At 36.6% G+C, this 16,479-nt stretch carries 16 protein-coding genes, 1 tRNA gene and 1 riboswitch; of the genes, 13 read left to right on the forward strand and 4 right to left on the reverse strand.

All coding sequences use genetic code 11. From position 1 onward, the window contains the following. Window positions 1–16: 16 nt before the first annotated feature. The 5 genes from JI665_RS02330 (at window position 17) to JI665_RS02350 (ending at window position 3,137) form a co-directional block, all read left to right on the forward strand. Window positions 17–280: a hemolysin XhlA family protein gene (locus JI665_RS02330; RefSeq protein ID WP_206835760.1), complete on the forward strand. Its 264-nt coding sequence runs from the start codon at window positions 17–19 to the stop codon at window positions 278–280. Between the two features lie 184 nt (window positions 281–464). Continuing rightward, on the forward strand, window positions 465–740 hold the full coding sequence (locus tag JI665_RS02335) for a hemolysin XhlA family protein (protein WP_071160357.1): 276 nt from the start codon (window positions 465–467) through the stop codon (window positions 738–740). Between the two features lies 1 nt (window position 741). After that, entirely contained in the window at window positions 742–1,008 is a 267-nt protein-coding gene (locus JI665_RS02340; protein WP_071160356.1) for a phage holin, read from the forward strand. 120 nt (window positions 1,009–1,128) lie between these two features. After that, window positions 1,129–1,818: an N-acetylmuramoyl-L-alanine amidase gene (locus JI665_RS02345; RefSeq protein ID WP_071160354.1), complete on the forward strand. Its 690-nt coding sequence runs from the start codon at window positions 1,129–1,131 to the stop codon at window positions 1,816–1,818. Window positions 1,819–2,132: 314 nt separating this feature from the next. Further along, complete coding sequence (locus tag JI665_RS02350; protein WP_206835763.1) at window positions 2,133–3,137, forward strand: DUF3231 family protein; 1,005 nt, start codon at window positions 2,133–2,135, stop codon at window positions 3,135–3,137. Window positions 3,138–3,174: 37 nt separating this feature from the next. Here JI665_RS02350 and JI665_RS02355 read toward each other — a convergent pair whose 3' ends face one another. Beyond that, complete coding sequence (locus JI665_RS02355) at window positions 3,175–3,393, reverse strand: hypothetical protein (protein WP_206835766.1); 219 nt, start codon at window positions 3,391–3,393, stop codon at window positions 3,175–3,177. A gap of 169 nt (window positions 3,394–3,562) precedes the next feature. Here JI665_RS02355 and JI665_RS02360 point away from each other — a divergent pair, with 169 nt between their 5' ends. From JI665_RS02360 to JI665_RS02370, 3 genes are read left to right on the forward strand one after another with little or no spacing between them, the layout of a single operon-like run. Continuing rightward, a complete protein-coding gene (locus tag JI665_RS02360) occupies window positions 3,563–5,005 on the forward strand; it encodes a spore germination protein (RefSeq protein ID WP_206835769.1) in 1,443 nt (480 codons plus the stop codon). Between the two features lie 37 nt (window positions 5,006–5,042). Beyond that, the gene (locus tag JI665_RS02365) at window positions 5,043–6,125 is read left to right on the forward strand and encodes a GerAB/ArcD/ProY family transporter (protein WP_163142893.1); all 1,083 of its coding nucleotides are present in this window, start codon (window positions 5,043–5,045) and stop codon (window positions 6,123–6,125) included. 14 nt (window positions 6,126–6,139) lie between these two features. Next, a complete protein-coding gene (locus JI665_RS02370; RefSeq protein ID WP_071160344.1) occupies window positions 6,140–7,270 on the forward strand; it encodes a Ger(x)C family spore germination protein in 1,131 nt (376 codons plus the stop codon). Between the two features lie 129 nt (window positions 7,271–7,399). Here the strand turns inward: JI665_RS02370 and JI665_RS02375 are convergent. Both JI665_RS02375 and JI665_RS02380 read right to left on the reverse strand, forming a co-directional pair. Further along, window positions 7,400–7,473: transfer RNA gene (locus JI665_RS02375), tRNA-Arg, on the reverse strand. A 104-nt stretch (window positions 7,474–7,577) separates the two neighbouring features. After that, window positions 7,578–8,618 carry an acyltransferase family protein gene (locus tag JI665_RS02380; protein ID WP_206835772.1) on the reverse strand — a complete coding sequence of 347 codons (1,041 nt, stop codon included), beginning with the start codon at window positions 8,616–8,618 and terminating at the stop codon, window positions 7,578–7,580. Window positions 8,619–9,125: 507 nt separating this feature from the next. Here JI665_RS02380 and JI665_RS02385 point away from each other — a divergent pair. The 4 genes from JI665_RS02385 (at window position 9,126) to JI665_RS02400 (ending at window position 14,134) form a co-directional block, all read left to right on the forward strand. Then, window positions 9,126–10,931, forward strand: coding sequence for a methyl-accepting chemotaxis protein (locus JI665_RS02385; RefSeq protein WP_206835776.1), 1,806 nt, complete (start codon window positions 9,126–9,128; stop codon window positions 10,929–10,931). 166 nt (window positions 10,932–11,097) lie between these two features. Beyond that, window positions 11,098–12,933 (forward strand): PAS domain-containing sensor histidine kinase, encoded by a 1,836-nt coding sequence (locus JI665_RS02390; protein WP_211202445.1) that lies wholly within the window; start codon window positions 11,098–11,100, stop codon window positions 12,931–12,933. Next, a complete protein-coding gene (locus JI665_RS02395) occupies window positions 12,930–13,430 on the forward strand; it encodes a methylated-DNA--[protein]-cysteine S-methyltransferase (RefSeq protein ID WP_206835781.1) in 501 nt (166 codons plus the stop codon). The genes JI665_RS02390 and JI665_RS02395 overlap by 4 nt, the downstream gene beginning before the upstream one ends. A gap of 122 nt (window positions 13,431–13,552) precedes the next feature. Continuing rightward, window positions 13,553–14,134: a metalloregulator ArsR/SmtB family transcription factor gene (locus tag JI665_RS02400; protein ID WP_206835784.1), complete on the forward strand. Its 582-nt coding sequence runs from the start codon at window positions 13,553–13,555 to the stop codon at window positions 14,132–14,134. A gap of 36 nt (window positions 14,135–14,170) precedes the next feature. Here JI665_RS02400 and JI665_RS02405 read toward each other — a convergent pair whose 3' ends face one another. Further along, window positions 14,171–14,956 (reverse strand): carbon-nitrogen family hydrolase, encoded by a 786-nt coding sequence (locus JI665_RS02405; protein ID WP_206835787.1) that lies wholly within the window; start codon window positions 14,954–14,956, stop codon window positions 14,171–14,173. 143 nt (window positions 14,957–15,099) lie between these two features. Between JI665_RS02405 and JI665_RS02410 the strand changes: the two genes are divergently transcribed. Further along, the gene (locus JI665_RS02410; RefSeq protein WP_206835790.1) at window positions 15,100–16,272 is read left to right on the forward strand and encodes a pyridoxal phosphate-dependent aminotransferase; all 1,173 of its coding nucleotides are present in this window, start codon (window positions 15,100–15,102) and stop codon (window positions 16,270–16,272) included. A gap of 92 nt (window positions 16,273–16,364) precedes the next feature. Continuing rightward, window positions 16,365–16,468: riboswitch (SAM riboswitch) on the forward strand. The last annotated feature ends 11 nt before the right edge of the window (window positions 16,469–16,479 follow it).

Raw genomic sequence — 16,479 nt, forward strand, 5'->3', positions numbered from 1 at the left:
AAAGGAGGTATTGTAAGTGACATATGAGGCGGAAACAATGGATTTATGGAAGACATCTGTAAAGAAAGACATTGAAGAAATGAAAGGTGATATTCGCCGGCTACAGGATAAAACACTCTTACAAGACCAAATAATCCAGAACATCCAAGGTGACCTAAAGGAAATTAAAGAAGATACTAAATGGCTAAAAAGAACAATTACAAATGCCATTATTATGTCCGTTTTCACTGCTATAATCAGCGGCGGTATTGCAGTTATCTTTACAGTGTTTAAAGGGTAGAGAAATAAATTACTTTGTAGAAGAACTATTAAAGCAAAATGGAGATAGTTGCCGTTACTTGATACAGAAGGTTTTCATTTACTACCTTATAGAGTGCTCAATGTGGAAAAGAATATAAATTTTAGCCACTTAAGTCCATGAAGCTGGACAAGCACAAGATATCCTTATAAGGAGGGTGGTTATCTTGAAGGAGCCGGTTAATGAAAATTTATACGACAAAGAAATTGCAGAAATAAAAGGGGATCTTAGAAATATTGAGAATCGGGTGAACAATCTTGAAAAAATTACAACTCGACAGGATCAACAAATTATTTCAATAAATGAAAAGCTAAATAAAATTGACGAAAATACAACATGGATAAAAAGAACAATTACAGCAGCCATTATCACAGCAATCAGTACTGGAATCATTGGGGGAGCAATTGCTATTTTTTATAATGTTTTAAGAGGGGGACAATGACATGATCAACTGGAAGATTCGCTTTAAAAATCCTGTATTTCTAGCACAGTTATTTCTAGCTTTTTTTGCACCAATATTAGGATACTATGGCTTAACCGCACAGGACCTCACTACGTGGGGTTCTGTTTTTAATTTGCTAGTAGGAGCTTTTTCTAATCCATATGTTTTATTGCTGATAGTGGTCAGTGTGTGGAATGCCTTGAATGATCCTACAACGAAAGGAATCGAGGATAGTCAACAAGCTAAACGCTATCAATGGCCAAAATAAGCTGCCAGTTTGGGTGGCTATTCTTATTTCTTGAGGGGGTGATTGGTATGTGAGAAGGAGGGCAGTAGTACAAGCAGTTAATAGATTTGTGAATAAAAATATTATTAGAGGTGATTAAATATGGTCAAACTTTTTATTGATCCAGGTCACGGCGGCACAGATCCAGGTGCGGTAGGAAATGGTCTTCAGGAAAAGAATTTAACACTTCAAATCGCCACACGTATAAAAGATATTTTAACCCTTGAATATGATAATGTTTCCATCCGCATGAGCCGAACTGGTGACCAAACAGTATCTTTATCTGAGCGTACAAATGCTGCTAATGCATGGGGAGCTGATTTCTTTTTGTCAGTCCATATTAACGCTGGTGGAGGAACAGGATATGAAGATTATGTTTATCCAGGAGTCGGGGCACCAACAACAACATACCAAAATAATATCCATGCTGAAGTAATTAAGCTGGCTGACTTTAATGATCGTGGAAAAAAGCAGGCAAACTTCCATGTTCTAAGGGAAACGAACATGCCTGCCCTATTAACTGAAAATGGGTTTATCGATAATGCTAATGATGCAGCTAAGTTAAAATCAGCCACTTTTATCGAAAATCTTGCCCGCGGTCATGTCAATGGAATTGTAAGAAGCTTTAATCTTCCTAAGAAGAACTCAGCAGTTTATCACACTGTTGTGTCTGGTGATACTGTTTATTCACTGAGCAGAACTTACGGAAGCACTATGAAACAAATTAAAGATTGGAACAACCTTGATGATAATTACACCATTTATGTAGGACAAGTACTTCGAGTGAAGTAATGTATAAAGCCCTTCTCAATCGAGAGGGGCTTCTTAATCAAATGGAAATTTTGATAAAAGGAATTCATAATACATTGAAGCTTTTAGATTGGGAACAATATTATACAAGTTCATTCAAAGGAAGTGAGTCTATTGAGATTTTCTAAAACAACAGGCAACATTACATATTTAGGATATTCTGCGATAATTTTAACAACAATATATACCATCATTATTACAGTTTTAGGTCTTAAAACCATGCAGATGGTAAAGTGCATTTATGAAACTCAAAAAAGGAATAAATAGGATAAGTATTTGATACATGAGGTGATTTTGTGGAAGAGAATAAATTAAAACTCACATCTTCCGAGATAGGTACACTATGGGGAGAATATGTGAATGGTACATTGGTAGACGTGGTAAATCGATATATGGTCACTATTATTGACGATGAAACAATAAAAAACATTTTTGAGGATGCTATTAATACATTTGAAAAACAGAAGAATCAAGTCGTAACCTTTTTGGAGAAAGAGGGGTTCCCAATACCAATAGGATTTACTGAATCTGACCTCTATGAAGGCAAACAAAGATTGTTCACTGATATTTTTTGCTTGAATTATTTACATATCATGACGTTACATGGATTGCTAGGACACAGCACTGCATTAGGTGTTTCCGTTAGAAAAGACTTAAGGGACTTTTATGATTCTTGTGATACCGATGCAAAAATAATGTATCATCGAACAATTGAGTTATTGCTTGAGAAAGGAAACTTCCAAAGAGATCCTTTGTTTTATCCTGCTAAAAACCTTGAATATGTAACAAGCCAAGATTTTACTGATGGATATTTCGGAAAGGGCAGAAAATTAGCCTCTACAGAAATCATTAGCATTTCATTAAATCTTAAAAAAAGCATTATGGCTAAAACCCTTTCTATCGCTTTCAGTCAAGTTGCTCAATCGAAAGATGTTAGGAAGTTTTTAACCGATTCAGAGAAAACAGCTGATGCCCAAATAAAAACATTTTCAAAGATCATGCAAGGAGATAATTTACCCGTTCCGAAATCTTGGGAAACAGAAGTGACAACTTCAACGGATTCTCCTTTCTCCGATAAGCTAATGCTGTATCACATAGGATTCCTATATCAAGCTTCTCAAAACTACCATGGGGCAGGACTAGCTTCGGCTATGCGAACAGACCTTGTAACTACTTATGAAGCCACAATTCTCAAAAATCTCATGGTTACAAAGAAATGGTTTGATCTTATGGTTAAGAATAAATGGTTAGAACAGCCGCCACTTGCTCCAAATAGAAGTGAATTAGCAAAAGAAGTATAAATATAAAGGCCCTTCTCAATCGAGAGGGGCGTTAATTTCAGTGCCTTATAACATGATTAAATTGGCTAAACCACTTTTGGTTCCTCTTGACAACAGCCTCAAATTTCCCTCTATCTTCAATCTCACCCGGCGGCAGATAATTACAATCTGCATGTATGATCCCTTTAAAGGTACCATCCATTACTACATCTACACCCACCATAAATTCTTCCATACAAACATGGCAATGCGGATTAATGTTATTTTTGGTTTTCAATTTTATCCCTCCCTTCAGCTAAACAATTCAGCTAATAGGAGAAAAGTCCTTGTGTCTAATTTGTGAAAAATTTCAAATAATATCAATGTTTTAACCCAAGTTTCAATGTTGCGTATAAATTCTTCCCAGAAACAAAAACTAAAAGAAATGATTAAAGGGTAGGTCACAAATGAAAAGCAAAAATGACTTCCTAGATTATCAGGAAATAAGAACCGTGCTTAATGACTCGCCAGATTTGATGTGTAGAAAAATGGAATTGGGAAGGCAAACTATTCAAATCGTTTTTATGAAGAATTTAATTAATCAGGAAGTCCTAAATGAATATGTTATTAAATACATGCAAACAATTCCAGAAAAACACTTAAATTACACTTATTTGGTTAATAACATACCAATTGAGGAAATAAAAACTGAAATCGAAAAGAATGAGTTCATCTCATCTCTTTTAAAAGGATTTTCTTATATTTATTTCTTAAATGAGAAAAAAGGTTTTATGGTAAATTGCAATAATACTCTTGAAAGATCAATTGAGAAGGCAGAAACAGAATCATTAGTATATGGACCTAAGATATCCTTTACAGAGTCATTATCATCAAATATCAAGATTATCAGGCAAAACCTTAATGATTATAATTTGTGTACTGATAGCTTAACAATTGGGGAACGTGTTAAGAAGGAAGTAAGAATCGTATATATAAAAGATATAGCAAATGATGAAACACTAAATAACCTTAAAGAAAGATTAGAAAAAATAAAACCAGATAATATTAATGACAGTTCAGTTTTAGCGCAATGCCTAGAAGACGATCACTATACATTTTTTCCGCAGCTTCTATTAACAGAATTACCCGATCGATTTATTTACTCGATTTTGAACGGAAGAATTGGTGTATTTATGGATGGCAGTCCAGTAGCTATTATTGGGCCAGCTAACTTTTTTTCGTTCTTTGAATCAACAGAAGATATCTATTTAAGATGGTCGCTAAGTACATTTATACGATTTACTCGAATTTTTGCTATGATAGTATCTTTATTTTTAACTGCATTCTATGTAGCTACAATGACCTATCATTTTGAACTGATACCTTCTAAATTGTTGATTATAATAGGACAATCGCGCTCACAAGTTCCTTTTCCACCTTTATTAGAAGCTCTTTTACTTGAATTATTAATTGAATTACTTAGAGAAGCTGGTGCACGACTCCCTTCTAAAGTAGGTCAAACAATGGGGATTGTTGGAGGAATTGTTGTAGGCCAAGCTACAGTTGAGGCAGGTTTAACAAGTAATATTTTAATTATTATAGTTGCCTTCAGTGCACTAGGGGCTTTTCTGGCTCCTATTTATGAAATGGGTACTGCGATTCGAATAGCAAGATTTCCATGTATTATTTTGGCTGGTTTATGGGGTTTGAATGGGATTATGATTAGTGTTTGTATACTAATGGTTCATTTGTTAAAGCTTACGTCTTTAAATAAGCCCTATCTTGCGCCATTATATCCGTTCAGAAAGGAGGATTTAAAATACTTTCTATTTCGGCTCCCCCACCATTTTTATACCAAACGCCCTGTAGTCAATCGCACAAAAGATACAATTCGAATAAGGGAGAGGTAATAAAAAGTTCAAATTCACATGAAATTTGAGGTGGAAAATGAAGTCAAATGCCATTGTCAATGCCTTTATGGCCTTTTTTATTATACACACATCTCAATTTGGTATGGGTATCCTTGGAGCTCCAAGGATCGTGTATTTAGAATCTAAGAAAGATGCCTGGATTTCGGTTTTACTGTCTGGTATAGCTATTAGCTTTATAACTTGGATAATGATATCCATACTTAAACAGAATGAAAATCGTACGCTATTTGAAATACATGAAAATTTATTTGGACGTATTTTTGGCAGCCTCATTAATGTCGTAATTGTCGTTTACTTTATGGCAGTTCATTATTCAATCACCATAAGTTATGTTGAACTATCACTTACGTGGGGTTATGAAGGTCTCTATGAATGGGTCGGTGTTCTATCATTAGTTTTGATAACAATTTATGGTGTGTCTGGCGGATTCAGAGTTGTTGCTGGTATTTGTTTTTTATCTTTTATTATTGTCATATGGATGTTATTCGTATTGTATCAACCTCTTCAAAGTTTAAATCTCGATAGAATATTACCCATTTTATCGACTAGTCCGACTGAAATTATGAATGGAGTCTACAAAAGTAGCTATACAATGTTGGGCTTCGAGGCGTTACTTTTTCTTTTTCCATTTTTCAAGGAGAAAAATAAAGTTCACTTATATAGTCAACTGGCAATATGGTTTACAACATTTCTTGTTTTAATCATTACCATTTTCTCTATATTGTTTTTTAGCTCAAAAGAATTAGAGGTAAATATCTGGCCATTTGTCAGCATTATCAGTACTATGCGTTTTCCGTTTATTGAGCGCTTTGAATTTTTAGTAGTTTCAATATGGATAATCGTAATTTTTCCTAACTTGTGTATATCGTTATTTTTATCTTCCAATGGTGTTAAACAGATTTTTCGCATAAAGCAGAAATATGGAATATGGATAATTTCAATTATCATTTTTATCTGCAGTTTTTTTATCACCAAAAGAGTTGATAATGATTATTTTATAGATAAAGTTGCTCAAATTGGATTTTATTTATGGTTTGTATACCCTGTAGTTTTATATGGCATCATTACCATTAAATCAAAAATCGTTGGTCGTTCATAAGGGGAGTTGAAATAATGAAATTAAGATTCTTTATTTTTGTTTGTACCCTTATCTGTACTTCATGTGTCCCTCCAAGCAAAATAATCGAGATGCAGGGTATTTCAACTATTCTTGGTTTTGACTTACTGGATGATGAGACTTACAAAGGCACAATAAGTCTTTTGCAATTTGACGGTTCACAGGGAAAGACAAGTACTACCATTTCTGCTGAGGGTTCTACCAGTAAAGAAATTCGACAAAGGCTGGAGCAGCAAACAAGTCATGACATTTCCTCTGGACAATTAAGAACCATCTTATTTGATAAAAAAATGGCTGAGGAAGGGATATTTTCATTTCTTGATACGATGCTAAGAGACACCAGCATAAATCCCCTCATATTCTTAGCGATCACAGACAAATCGGAGGAAACGATAAATAGTAAAGAATATGAAGAGTTTCCTGAAATGGGTTCCTATATGTATCAGTTACTGGACAAACATGAGAAAAAAGAAATGTTAATAAACTCTAACTTGCATGACTTTGTTTCCGCATTATATGAGAGTGGCATTGATCCTACGCTGCCTATTATAAAAAATATTAAAGGTGAAGCACCTTTTATAGAAGCAGTAGCATTATTCAGGGATGATAAAATGGTTGGTTCTATTTCTTTAATCAAAACCTTCTACATAAAATTATTCACTAACAAAAATGCTTTCTTAGGGGATTTAACCTTAACGATACCTTCTGATAAATTAGAGAAAACTGGAGTACTTATCTCTGAGAATGCAGAAAATGAAAAGTATAAAATTACCTTACACCCTATCAATTATCACGGGAAAATTGAGGTAGTTAATAATGAAATAGTAAACTTAAACGCGTCTATTTCAGTTTCAATATTAGAAACTCAGCCATCCGCTTCCATAATTGATAAAGAATCAACAAGAAAATTAGAGCGCTTGATTGGTGAAGAACTTAAAAATGAATTCGAGAAAATTCTTGAGGAATTAAAAATCTTAGAAACAGATCCCATAGGAATTGGAAGAAAAATAAAAAGTTTAAGGAAATATTCTCATTTAAGCAATGGAGAATTAAGTGAGAAGTATTCTGCACTAAAGATAAAGCCAAATATAACTGTAGAAATTAAGCGGCCTGGAGCAGTTAATTAGGAAAAAATTTCGTTCCGACCCCAAACCGACCCCAAACTTGGAATTCAAAGGTTTATGACTACTCAAATTGAATAAAATAAAAAAAGCAAAACCCTTCATATAAAAGGGTTTTGCGCTTTTCTTTTGTAGCGTCCCAGGCGAGATTCGAACTCACGACCTACAGCTTAGGAGGCTGTCGCTCTATCCAGCTGAGCTACTGGGACAAAAAAATATAACACAGTTACTTATTATAATCCAATAATCAAAAATGGTCAATGGTTATGACTAAAGTAAAAAACCGGCCAGTAATCCATGACCGGTTTCTGCTCTAACTTGTAAGTTTTTTACGATAAAATCTGGCATATGCCCTTGATCTATCTTTAAGCTTCTTTAGCTGTGACGTTTTCAGTTCTATAATTGGCTGTGCAAATGAAGTAATCAGTTTGCTTGAGAGAAGCAAAGTAAGCAGCAGCGATATTCCGGCAAGCAGCAGGAAGTTTTCCGGTTTGTTAAAAAAGCCCTGTACATCACTTTCCCTGAATACTCGTACAAAGAAACCGTGGAGCAGATAGACATAAAGTGTATTTTTTCCTAAATTAGTAAAGAAATATTGTTTACGGGGCACAAAAGCAAAGAAGCTAAATACCATTATCAAACTTAGGACATAAAAGCCCAATCTCGTAAAGACTGCCCCAATCGAAGCTGTCCCCATTTCAGTATATGGTTTTGAGCCAAGCAGCCATTTATAATCCACTTCAGGATAGAGATAAAAGCCTGCAAAGACTACAGCAAAAATAGCTAATGCACTAATTCTGAACTTTGGCTGGAATAGCGCATAAAAATGCTCCTTCTTTAAATAATACCCCATTAGGAATAAAGGAAAGAACACAAATGTTCTGGATAAGCTTAAATAGTTTGAAATCCAATCGGCATATCCGACGGCAAGCCCAATGATAAAAGCAGCAGCCAGGGAATATACAGGTTTATACTTTGCAAAGAATAGAAGCATGATATTCCAGAAGAACATGCTGATCAGGAACCATAAAGACCAATGCGGGTTAAAAGGATCCAACTCAAATGTGCCTTTATTATATAAAAAATAATAGAAAATCGAATAAATAACCTGAAAAATAATATATGGCAGTATGAGCTTTTTTGCAATTTTCTTTATATACCCTTTTTTATAAAAGCCTTTTGCAAAAAAACCGGAAACCAGTATAAAAGCTGGCATATGGAACGTGTAGATTACCTTATATAAAGTATAGATTGTTTCATTATCTTCAATAAAAGAGCGGAGTAAATGTCCAAAAACGACAAAGAAGATCAAGATGAACTTCATGTTGTCGAAGTAAAAGTCACGTTGTTTCATAAGTCCTCCTCTATTAAAGACCCCCAAAAATTCTCTTTCTTTCTTTACCCACTTTAACATGAAGCAAACTTCTTTTCTCGTGTAAATAGAAGGTTTAATTTACAGATAAAGTAAAATGGTTGACCGTCGAAATTTCTGTCATACTATCTATAAATTCCTGTTATACAAAGAATGTTTGCTTGTTAGCTCATATATTATATGGCTTGAATGGCTTCTTGTAAATCTGTTTCAAATCTCAATTGTGAAAATTCATTTTTGTCGCAGATAAAAGGGAGTAGTTCGATTAGTATGTCATAGCTGACGATTTAGTGAGACAATCAGGGTTTTAAAGAGAAGATTCTTAAATGGAAAATGTGCAGGGAAGGCTGTATTAAAATGAAAAATTGGAAAAATAATCTTCAAATGTCTTTTTTGTTCTATTATAATGAATTGAAAGAATAGTAAAAAAGAATTAGAAACAAACTAGTTCAATTGTTCGCATCTGGTTAAATCACAAAGGGGGAAGCAATGTTGAAAGGGGTAAGAAAATTTATACCGGGCAAGAAGGAAAGAAAAGAATCGTCCAAGCCAATAAAGCTTAGCATAGCCAAGTATTTAAACAAAATGGCCAGCACTAGATGGTGGAAGAACCTGAAGCTTGGCCAGAAATATGGGGTTGCGCTTTTTGTGACCATTGGGCTATTCACGGTTTCCACCGTTCTTACTTTCTTCTTGCTGACAATTGCCAATTCAAAACTGGAGATAGTTAAGGATTCTGGGGAAAAGGCCATTAAGATTACTGAATCAGCGGCCACTTTTCATCATAAAGGGAGCACGATTGGAAACTTTATCATTGACTCCAACCCAAAACATTTAAAAACATTCGATGAGCTGACAGAGGATTTTAATAATTTGAAAGAGGAAATTTCTCCAGAACTGAGCGATTCAAAATTAAAAGCCCTTTTTAGACAAATTGATGAAAATGATCAAAAAATCACCAGTTTATTTCATGATGTCATTGAGCCAGAAGTGAAACTCCAGCATGCAAGAGAATATAGGCTGGGAAAATTGCAGGCCGATAATATCATTTCTGAAACGGTCGATAAATTAAATACTCTCAGCAGCATGATAAAAGAGGATCAGCAAAAGGCTGTGACTTCTGCTAAATCTGGCCTTATCCTTACTTTAATAGTACTTGGCATTTCAATCATCATTTCTGCTATCCTGGGAATCGTAAGTATCCTTTTTATAGGACGTATTATTTCTAAAAAGCTGACTGCCATTGTACAATTCTCAAATGATATTGCAGGAGGAAACCTCAATGCAGATTCGGTGGAGTATGAGGGTGATGATGAAGTAGCCCAGCTTAGCAGAGCCATGAATTCCATGAAAATAAAACTGAAGACCATGATTCAGGAAATTAATGCAGTTTCTGGGTATGTGACAGAAAGAAGCGGAGAACTGAATATTGCTGCAAATGAAGTGAAAGCAGCAAGTCAGCAGGTTGCTTCAACGATGCAGGAACTATCCGGAGGCGCTGAGGATCAGGCGGGCTCTGCAACACGTTTATCTTTAATGATGGACGAGTACCTGGAAAAAGTGAAGGAAGCTTCATACAGCGGTAATGAAATAAAGAGTGCTTCCACAGAGGTGCTATCGCTCACTGAGAATGGAAACAAGCTAATGAAGGAATCCCAGGAACAAATGGGATTAATTAACCAGATAATGAAGTCATCAGTGGACAAGGTAAATGGACTCGATGATCAGACAAAGCAAATATCCAGATTAGTTAAGGTAATAAAGGAAATTGCAGACCAGACTAACCTGCTGGCATTAAATGCAGCCATTGAAGCAGCCAGAGCAGGTGAGCATGGAAGAGGTTTTGCAGTTGTGGCAGATGAGGTGAGGAAACTGGCTGAGCAGGTATCATTCTCGGTTTCAGATATCACTAGAATTGTCGTGGGCATTCAAGCAGAGTCAAACAGTGTGGCCACGTCGCTTCAAACAGGCTATGTTCAAGTTGAAAAGGGAACTGAGCAAATTCAATTGACGGGGCAAACATTCCAGAATATTTATGAGGCAGTTAACTCAATGTCAACTAATGTCAGTGACATTTCCCGCAGCCTTGAGCAGGTCTCCATTAATTCCTCCCATATGAACCAGTCCATTGGCAGTATTGCCGCAGTATCTGAGGAATCTGCTGCAGGCATCGAACAAACGAGTGCATCAATGGCTCAGACTAACCATTCAATGGAGGAAATCTCAGACAATGCACAGTCCTTGTCGGAATTGGCAGAACAATTAAATGAGATGATTGCAAAATTCAAATTGTAAATTCCAGGCATACTCTTGACAGGGTATGCCTTTTCTTCTCCCCCAGAACCCTTTGATATGAAAAATTAATAGGACAGTTTTCTCAGAGATTTAAAGGTTTTAGTCAGATCTTGTAGAAATATTTAATTAATTGCATATCCCAATAGGAGGAAATAGAGTGGTCATTATGAATCAGGAAATCAGGAAACTCTATGCCAGGATTGAGACTTTGGAAAAGGAAAATAATATTTTGGCCAATGATAATTCACCTAAATATAATATATTCTCACGCTCGAAAGATGGAATTATAATTTTTGATAGCCAGGAGAGAATTGTGGATGTCAATCCATCATTTGCTGAAAGCTTAAAAATGGATAAACAATATCTGCTCGGCAGGAATTTGTCTGATATCGTGCCGAAAAATAGGCATTTCAAGCTTGAAAAGCAAAGGGAACTGTTGAAGAGGAAGGAAAGTGTCAGGGGCATTCTTCCTATTTATAACGGCAGAACGATAATAGAGTTTGATTTTACTACCAGCATCCTTAATGAGGGCAGTCTTTATATGTGTATATTAAGAGATGTAACGAGTAAGCGGCTCCTGGAACGGAAAGTGAAAAAGAATGAAGAGCTGTATGCGGACCTATTTACCGAAGCTCTGGATGGGATCATTTTTTGGGGTGGAGATGGCGAAATCATCGATGCGAATGAAGCTGCTTGCCGAATTTTTGAATGCACTCATGACGAGCTTCTCAAAAAAAAGATAAAAGATTTTGTATATGAAAAATCGGAAAGATACAGAAGCATTGTTAAAGAGATGTTCGTTAAGGGAAGCATACGGGATGAGCTAGTTTTTCTTATGCCAAATGGCCAGTTCAAATCTTTGGAGTTTACAGTGAAATTAAACTCCGTTGAAGGCTACCATATGACTATCTTCAGAAATGTCAGTGAGCGTCATGCCATGGAGAAAAGCTTGAGGGAAAGCGAACAAAAATTCCGCATGATATTTGAAGGTGCCCTTGAAGGTATTCTTCTTTGGAACGACCAGTTTGAAATAGTCGATATTAATCAATCAGGTCAGAGATTGCTTCAAATGACAAAAGAGGAGCTTATCGGTGTATCGCTGCATAGTATTTTGAATGACTGCAATATAACCGATGATGAATTAAAGGAGCAAATAAAAAACATACATTCAGCGGGGCAATCAGACGGTAACCTTTCCATTACTCTGAAATCAGGCAGAAAGAAGTTCTTTGAGTTTTCCAACAAGCTGAATATTTTTTCTAATATCAGTATGACAACATTTAAAGACATAACTGAGAAGCTGGAAATGGAAGAACAGCTTCGGAAATCAGACACTTTGAATGTCATTGGAGAATTGGCAGCAGGAATTGCCCACGAGATCAGAAACCCAATGACAGCTCTTAAAGGCTTTATACAGCTGCTGGAGGGCAGTGTGAAGGAAGATCATTCTATGTATTTCAATGTGATTACCACTGAGCTTAGCAGGATAGATTCAATTATTAATGAATTTCTCATACTCGCTAAGCCTCAAGCTGTCAAATTTGTGGAAAAAGACATATCTCAAATCATGAAGGAAACAGTCGATCTCCTGAGTGCTCAGGCTGTGCTGCATAATGTTCAATTCAGGACTTATTATGAAAAGAAATTGCCCAATGTTTTCTGTGAATCCAATCAAATGAAAAAGGTCTTTATCAATATAATAAAAAATGCGATTGAAGTCATGCCTAAAGGTGGATATATTACTGTATCCATTCAGAAGGGGTTAAATAATAAAGTTCACATATCCATTAGGGACGAAGGAACAGGAATTCCCGCGCATAAAATAAAAAAGCTTGGTGAACCTTTCTATACTACAAAGGAAAGAGGCACTGGACTTGGTTTAATGGTTACTTATAAAATTATTGAAGAACATAAGGGAACAATTGAAGTGGAAAGCAAATTGGGGGAAGGAACTGTATTCCACATCTATTTGCCCTATATTTTAAAGGCGGGAATGAAATGACAGTAAGAATTTATTCTAAAAAAAACACACCGGCAGGAGACATTTACATTGTCATTGAAAAGGGGATCCTTTCGGCATTATACATGGGGAAAGAAGATTTTCTCGAAGGGGAAGAAGTTTTACCATTGCAATTTGATCCCTCCGATCCTTTAATCAAAAAGTGTTCGATCCAGCTTGGGGAATACTTTGATGGGCAAAGGAAAAAGTTCGACATCCCTATAGAACCTCATGGCACTGAATTTCAAAAAGCAGTCTGGAAAGAGCTTTGCCTAATCCCATATGGTGAGACAAGAAGTTATCAGGACATTGCTGTCAAAATAGGGAAAGAAAAAGCAGTGCGCGCCATTGGACAGGCAAACAAAGCCAATCGCCTTCCGATCATTATTCCATGCCATCGGGTAATCGGAAAAAATAAATCGTTAACAGGGTATGCAGGAACCCGGACTGAAATTAAAGAAGTACTGCTATCCCTCGAGGGGGCTAATTATATTAAATAGCTCTTTCTTAAATCACCTCTAAGGGTGATTTTTTTATGCGATATTATATATATGGTTGACTGGAGGAAATTAATTCGATTATTATCTAATTAGATGATAATCGAAATGAGGGTGCTGGTATTATGCAATTAAATCGTTTAGTAGCTTTTTATAAGACAATGGGAGACCCAACCAGAATCAGGATTGTTTTTCTTCTTGCCAAAGGGCCTTTGCATGGACAGGCGATAGCTGGGAAGCTTGGATTGACCCCGCCAACCATTACCCATCATTTAAATAAACTCAGGGAAATAAACCTTGTTTATCAGAGAAGAGATAAAAATACAGTTTATTTCTATCTAAATGAATCCGTACTGAAACATCAGTCGGGTGTTCTTGCGAAATTGGCAGATAAAGAGGAGATTAAGAAAATGGAAGAACAAAATTCAGAAAGCCAGAAGGTTATTGAAAACTTCTTTACAAAAGATGGAAAACTGAAGAATATACCTGCACAGAGAAAGAAGAAGCTCATGGTTTTTGAACATCTAATCAAAGGGTTGAAAATGGGAAAAAAATATGAAGAAAAAGAGCTCAACGAATATATTAAACAGTATCATGAAGACTATGCTACAATACGCAGAGAGTTTATTATTAATCATTATATGTACAGGGAAAATGGCATTTATGAATTAAATCCTCCAGAAATGTGGGCAAAAATAGAAGGGTAAAAAAGTCAGGGGCCCTAGTCAGGGCCCTGTATGCCATCAGCGGTAAAAATCCGGTTGGCGGTCAGTAAAAATCGGAATCATGCTGCGGACTTCTTTCACTTTATCCAGGTCTATCTCAGCATGGAGGATTTCTTCTGTTTCAGAACCTTCAGCAAGCACTTCTCCCCAAGGATCTATAATCATCGAATGGCCTGCAAAGACATTGTCAGGATCAGAGCCAGAGCGGTTGCATGCAATTACATAGCACTGGTTTTCAATGGCACGTGCAATCAAAAGCGACCGCCAATGTGCCAGCCGGGCCAATGGCCATTCTGCTACTACAAATAAAGCTTCGGCACCTTCCGCTGTATGGGTCCGCACCCACTCAGGAAAACGGATATCATAACAAATCATCCCTGCAAACTTCCTATTTTCCAGAGAAAATACTCCCTTAGCTGTCCCTCCTTTCAGATAGAGGTGTTCATTCATAAGCTTGAATAAGTGCAGCTTGCTGTATTCATGTATGAAGTCACCTTTGTTATCTACAATCAGCAGAGTATTGTAAATGCCTTCGGATGTTTTCTTTGCAACAGATCCTCCTATCAGATGAACCCGATTGCTCTGTGCTGCCTCTTTTAAAAAAACTAGTGCTGACCCGGCATCCTGGTCTGCAATTTCACCCAATCTGGTCAAATCATAGCCTGTCGTCCAAAGTTCAGGCAGCACAATAACATCCGGATTAGCCTTAAGCGCCTTATTAATCATGGTTTCGGCTGTTTTATAATTCTCCTCAGGTTTTCCAAATGAAATATCCATTTGTAAACAGGCAATCTTTAATTTCATAAAACTCCCCCGCAATCATCTTATCCATATGGTAAAATTAGTCCGATAGATGGAAATTTTCAAAATTTTACTTTACATCTTATCATTTACGTTATATCATTTGTGACTATATTTTCAATCTTTTTTTTAAGCAGGTGAACAATTTGGTAAATTATCCGCAATCAGATCTTTTGAAAAGTCTGCCTAAACAGTTTTTTGCATCTCTGACAGCCAAAGTGGGGAAAAAACTCGAACAAGGTTTTGATGTCATCAATCTTGGACAGGGAAATCCTGATCTGCCTACCCCGGAGCATATTGTCAAGAGTCTTCAAAGTGCAGCCGAAAATCCGCAAAACCATAAATATTCTCCTTTCCAGGGGTTCCCTTATTTAAAAAAGGCCGCTGCATCCTTTTATAAAAGGGAATTCGATGTTGAATTGGATCCCGAAACCGAGATAGCCATCCTTTTTGGAGGTAAAGCTGGCCTGGTTGAAATCCCTCAATGCCTTTTAAACCCTGGGGACAGCGTATTGGTTCCGGACCCGGGATATCCTGATTATTGGTCAGGTGTAGCACTTGCTAAAGCAAACATGGTGACAATGCCTCTAAGAGAAGATAATAACTTCTTGCCCGTATACAGTGAATTGTCAGCAGATCAGCTTAATTCAGCTAAACTGATGTTCCTTAATTATCCAAATAACCCGACAGGAGCAGTGGCAAATAAGGATTTTTTTCAGGAAACAGTTAATTTGAGCCGAAGTCATGGTATTTGCATCGTCCATGATTTTGCATATGGCGGAATTGGTTTTGACGGCAACAAGCCTGAAAGTTTTCTTCAGGCAGAAGGGGCAAAGGAGGTCGGTATTGAAATTTATACCCTTTCAAAGACCTTTAATATGGCAGGCTGGAGAATAGGATTTGCAGCTGGAAATGCAAGTGTCATTAAAGCACTGAATCTAATGCAGGATCATCTATACGTCAGCTTGTTTGGTGCTGTTCAGGAAGCTGCAGCAGCCGCTCTGTCAGGACCCCAGGATTGTGTTAATGAGTTGAATTCTATCTACGAATCCAGACGGAATACCTTCATCTCTGGCCTCAGGGAAATTGGCTGGGATGTACAAGCTCCTAAAGGCTCCTTTTTTGCATGGCTCAAAGTCCCTGAGCAATTTACATCGGAAGAGTTTGCTGACTATCTCCTGGATAAAGCGCATATTGCGGTTGCACCTGGCATCGGATTTGGTGATTATGGAGAAGGGTATGTGAGAGCCGGATTGCTGACATCTGAGGATAGACTTAAAGAAGCAGTGGACCGAATAAAAAAATTAAATTTGTTTTAAATTTTTTTCATAATTCAATTGACAAAAATATTAAGCACTGTCATAATTCTAATTAAATTTTAATTCGAAATTAACTGAATACTCGTTTCGTTTTCTTATCAAGAGCAGGCGGAGGGACTAGCCCTATGAAGCCCGGCAACCGACTTATACCTGAGCACGGTGCTAAATCTTGCAGCTTTTAGCTGAAAGATAAGAAGATGTTAGATT

It is taken from the genome of Bacillus sp. NTK034, assembly GCF_017303275.1.
Lineage (GTDB): Bacteria > Bacillota > Bacilli > Bacillales > Cytobacillaceae > Cytobacillus.

Excerpts from the sequence above, each read along its gene's own strand:
- JI665_RS02340 (WP_071160356.1), top strand. The coding sequence starts at position 742 with ATGATCAACTGGAAGATTCGCTTTAAAAATCCTGTATTTCTAGCACAG.
- JI665_RS02345 (WP_071160354.1), top strand. The coding sequence starts at position 1,129 with ATGGTCAAACTTTTTATTGATCCAGGTCACGGCGGCACAGATCCAGGT.
- JI665_RS02360 (WP_206835769.1), top strand. The coding sequence starts at position 3,563 with ATGAAAAGCAAAAATGACTTCCTAGATTATCAGGAAATAAGAACCGTG.
- JI665_RS02365 (WP_163142893.1), top strand. The coding sequence starts at position 5,043 with ATGAAGTCAAATGCCATTGTCAATGCCTTTATGGCCTTTTTTATTATA.
- JI665_RS02370 (WP_071160344.1), top strand. The coding sequence starts at position 6,140 with ATGAAATTAAGATTCTTTATTTTTGTTTGTACCCTTATCTGTACTTCA.
- JI665_RS02380 (WP_206835772.1), bottom strand. The coding sequence starts at position 8,618 with ATGAAACAACGTGACTTTTACTTCGACAACATGAAGTTCATCTTGATC.
- JI665_RS02385 (WP_206835776.1), top strand. The coding sequence starts at position 9,126 with ATGTTGAAAGGGGTAAGAAAATTTATACCGGGCAAGAAGGAAAGAAAA.
- JI665_RS02390 (WP_211202445.1), top strand. The coding sequence starts at position 11,098 with ATGAATCAGGAAATCAGGAAACTCTATGCCAGGATTGAGACTTTGGAA.
- JI665_RS02395 (WP_206835781.1), top strand. The coding sequence starts at position 12,930 with ATGACAGTAAGAATTTATTCTAAAAAAAACACACCGGCAGGAGACATT.
- JI665_RS02400 (WP_206835784.1), top strand. The coding sequence starts at position 13,553 with ATGCAATTAAATCGTTTAGTAGCTTTTTATAAGACAATGGGAGACCCA.
- JI665_RS02405 (WP_206835787.1), bottom strand. The coding sequence starts at position 14,956 with ATGAAATTAAAGATTGCCTGTTTACAAATGGATATTTCATTTGGAAAA.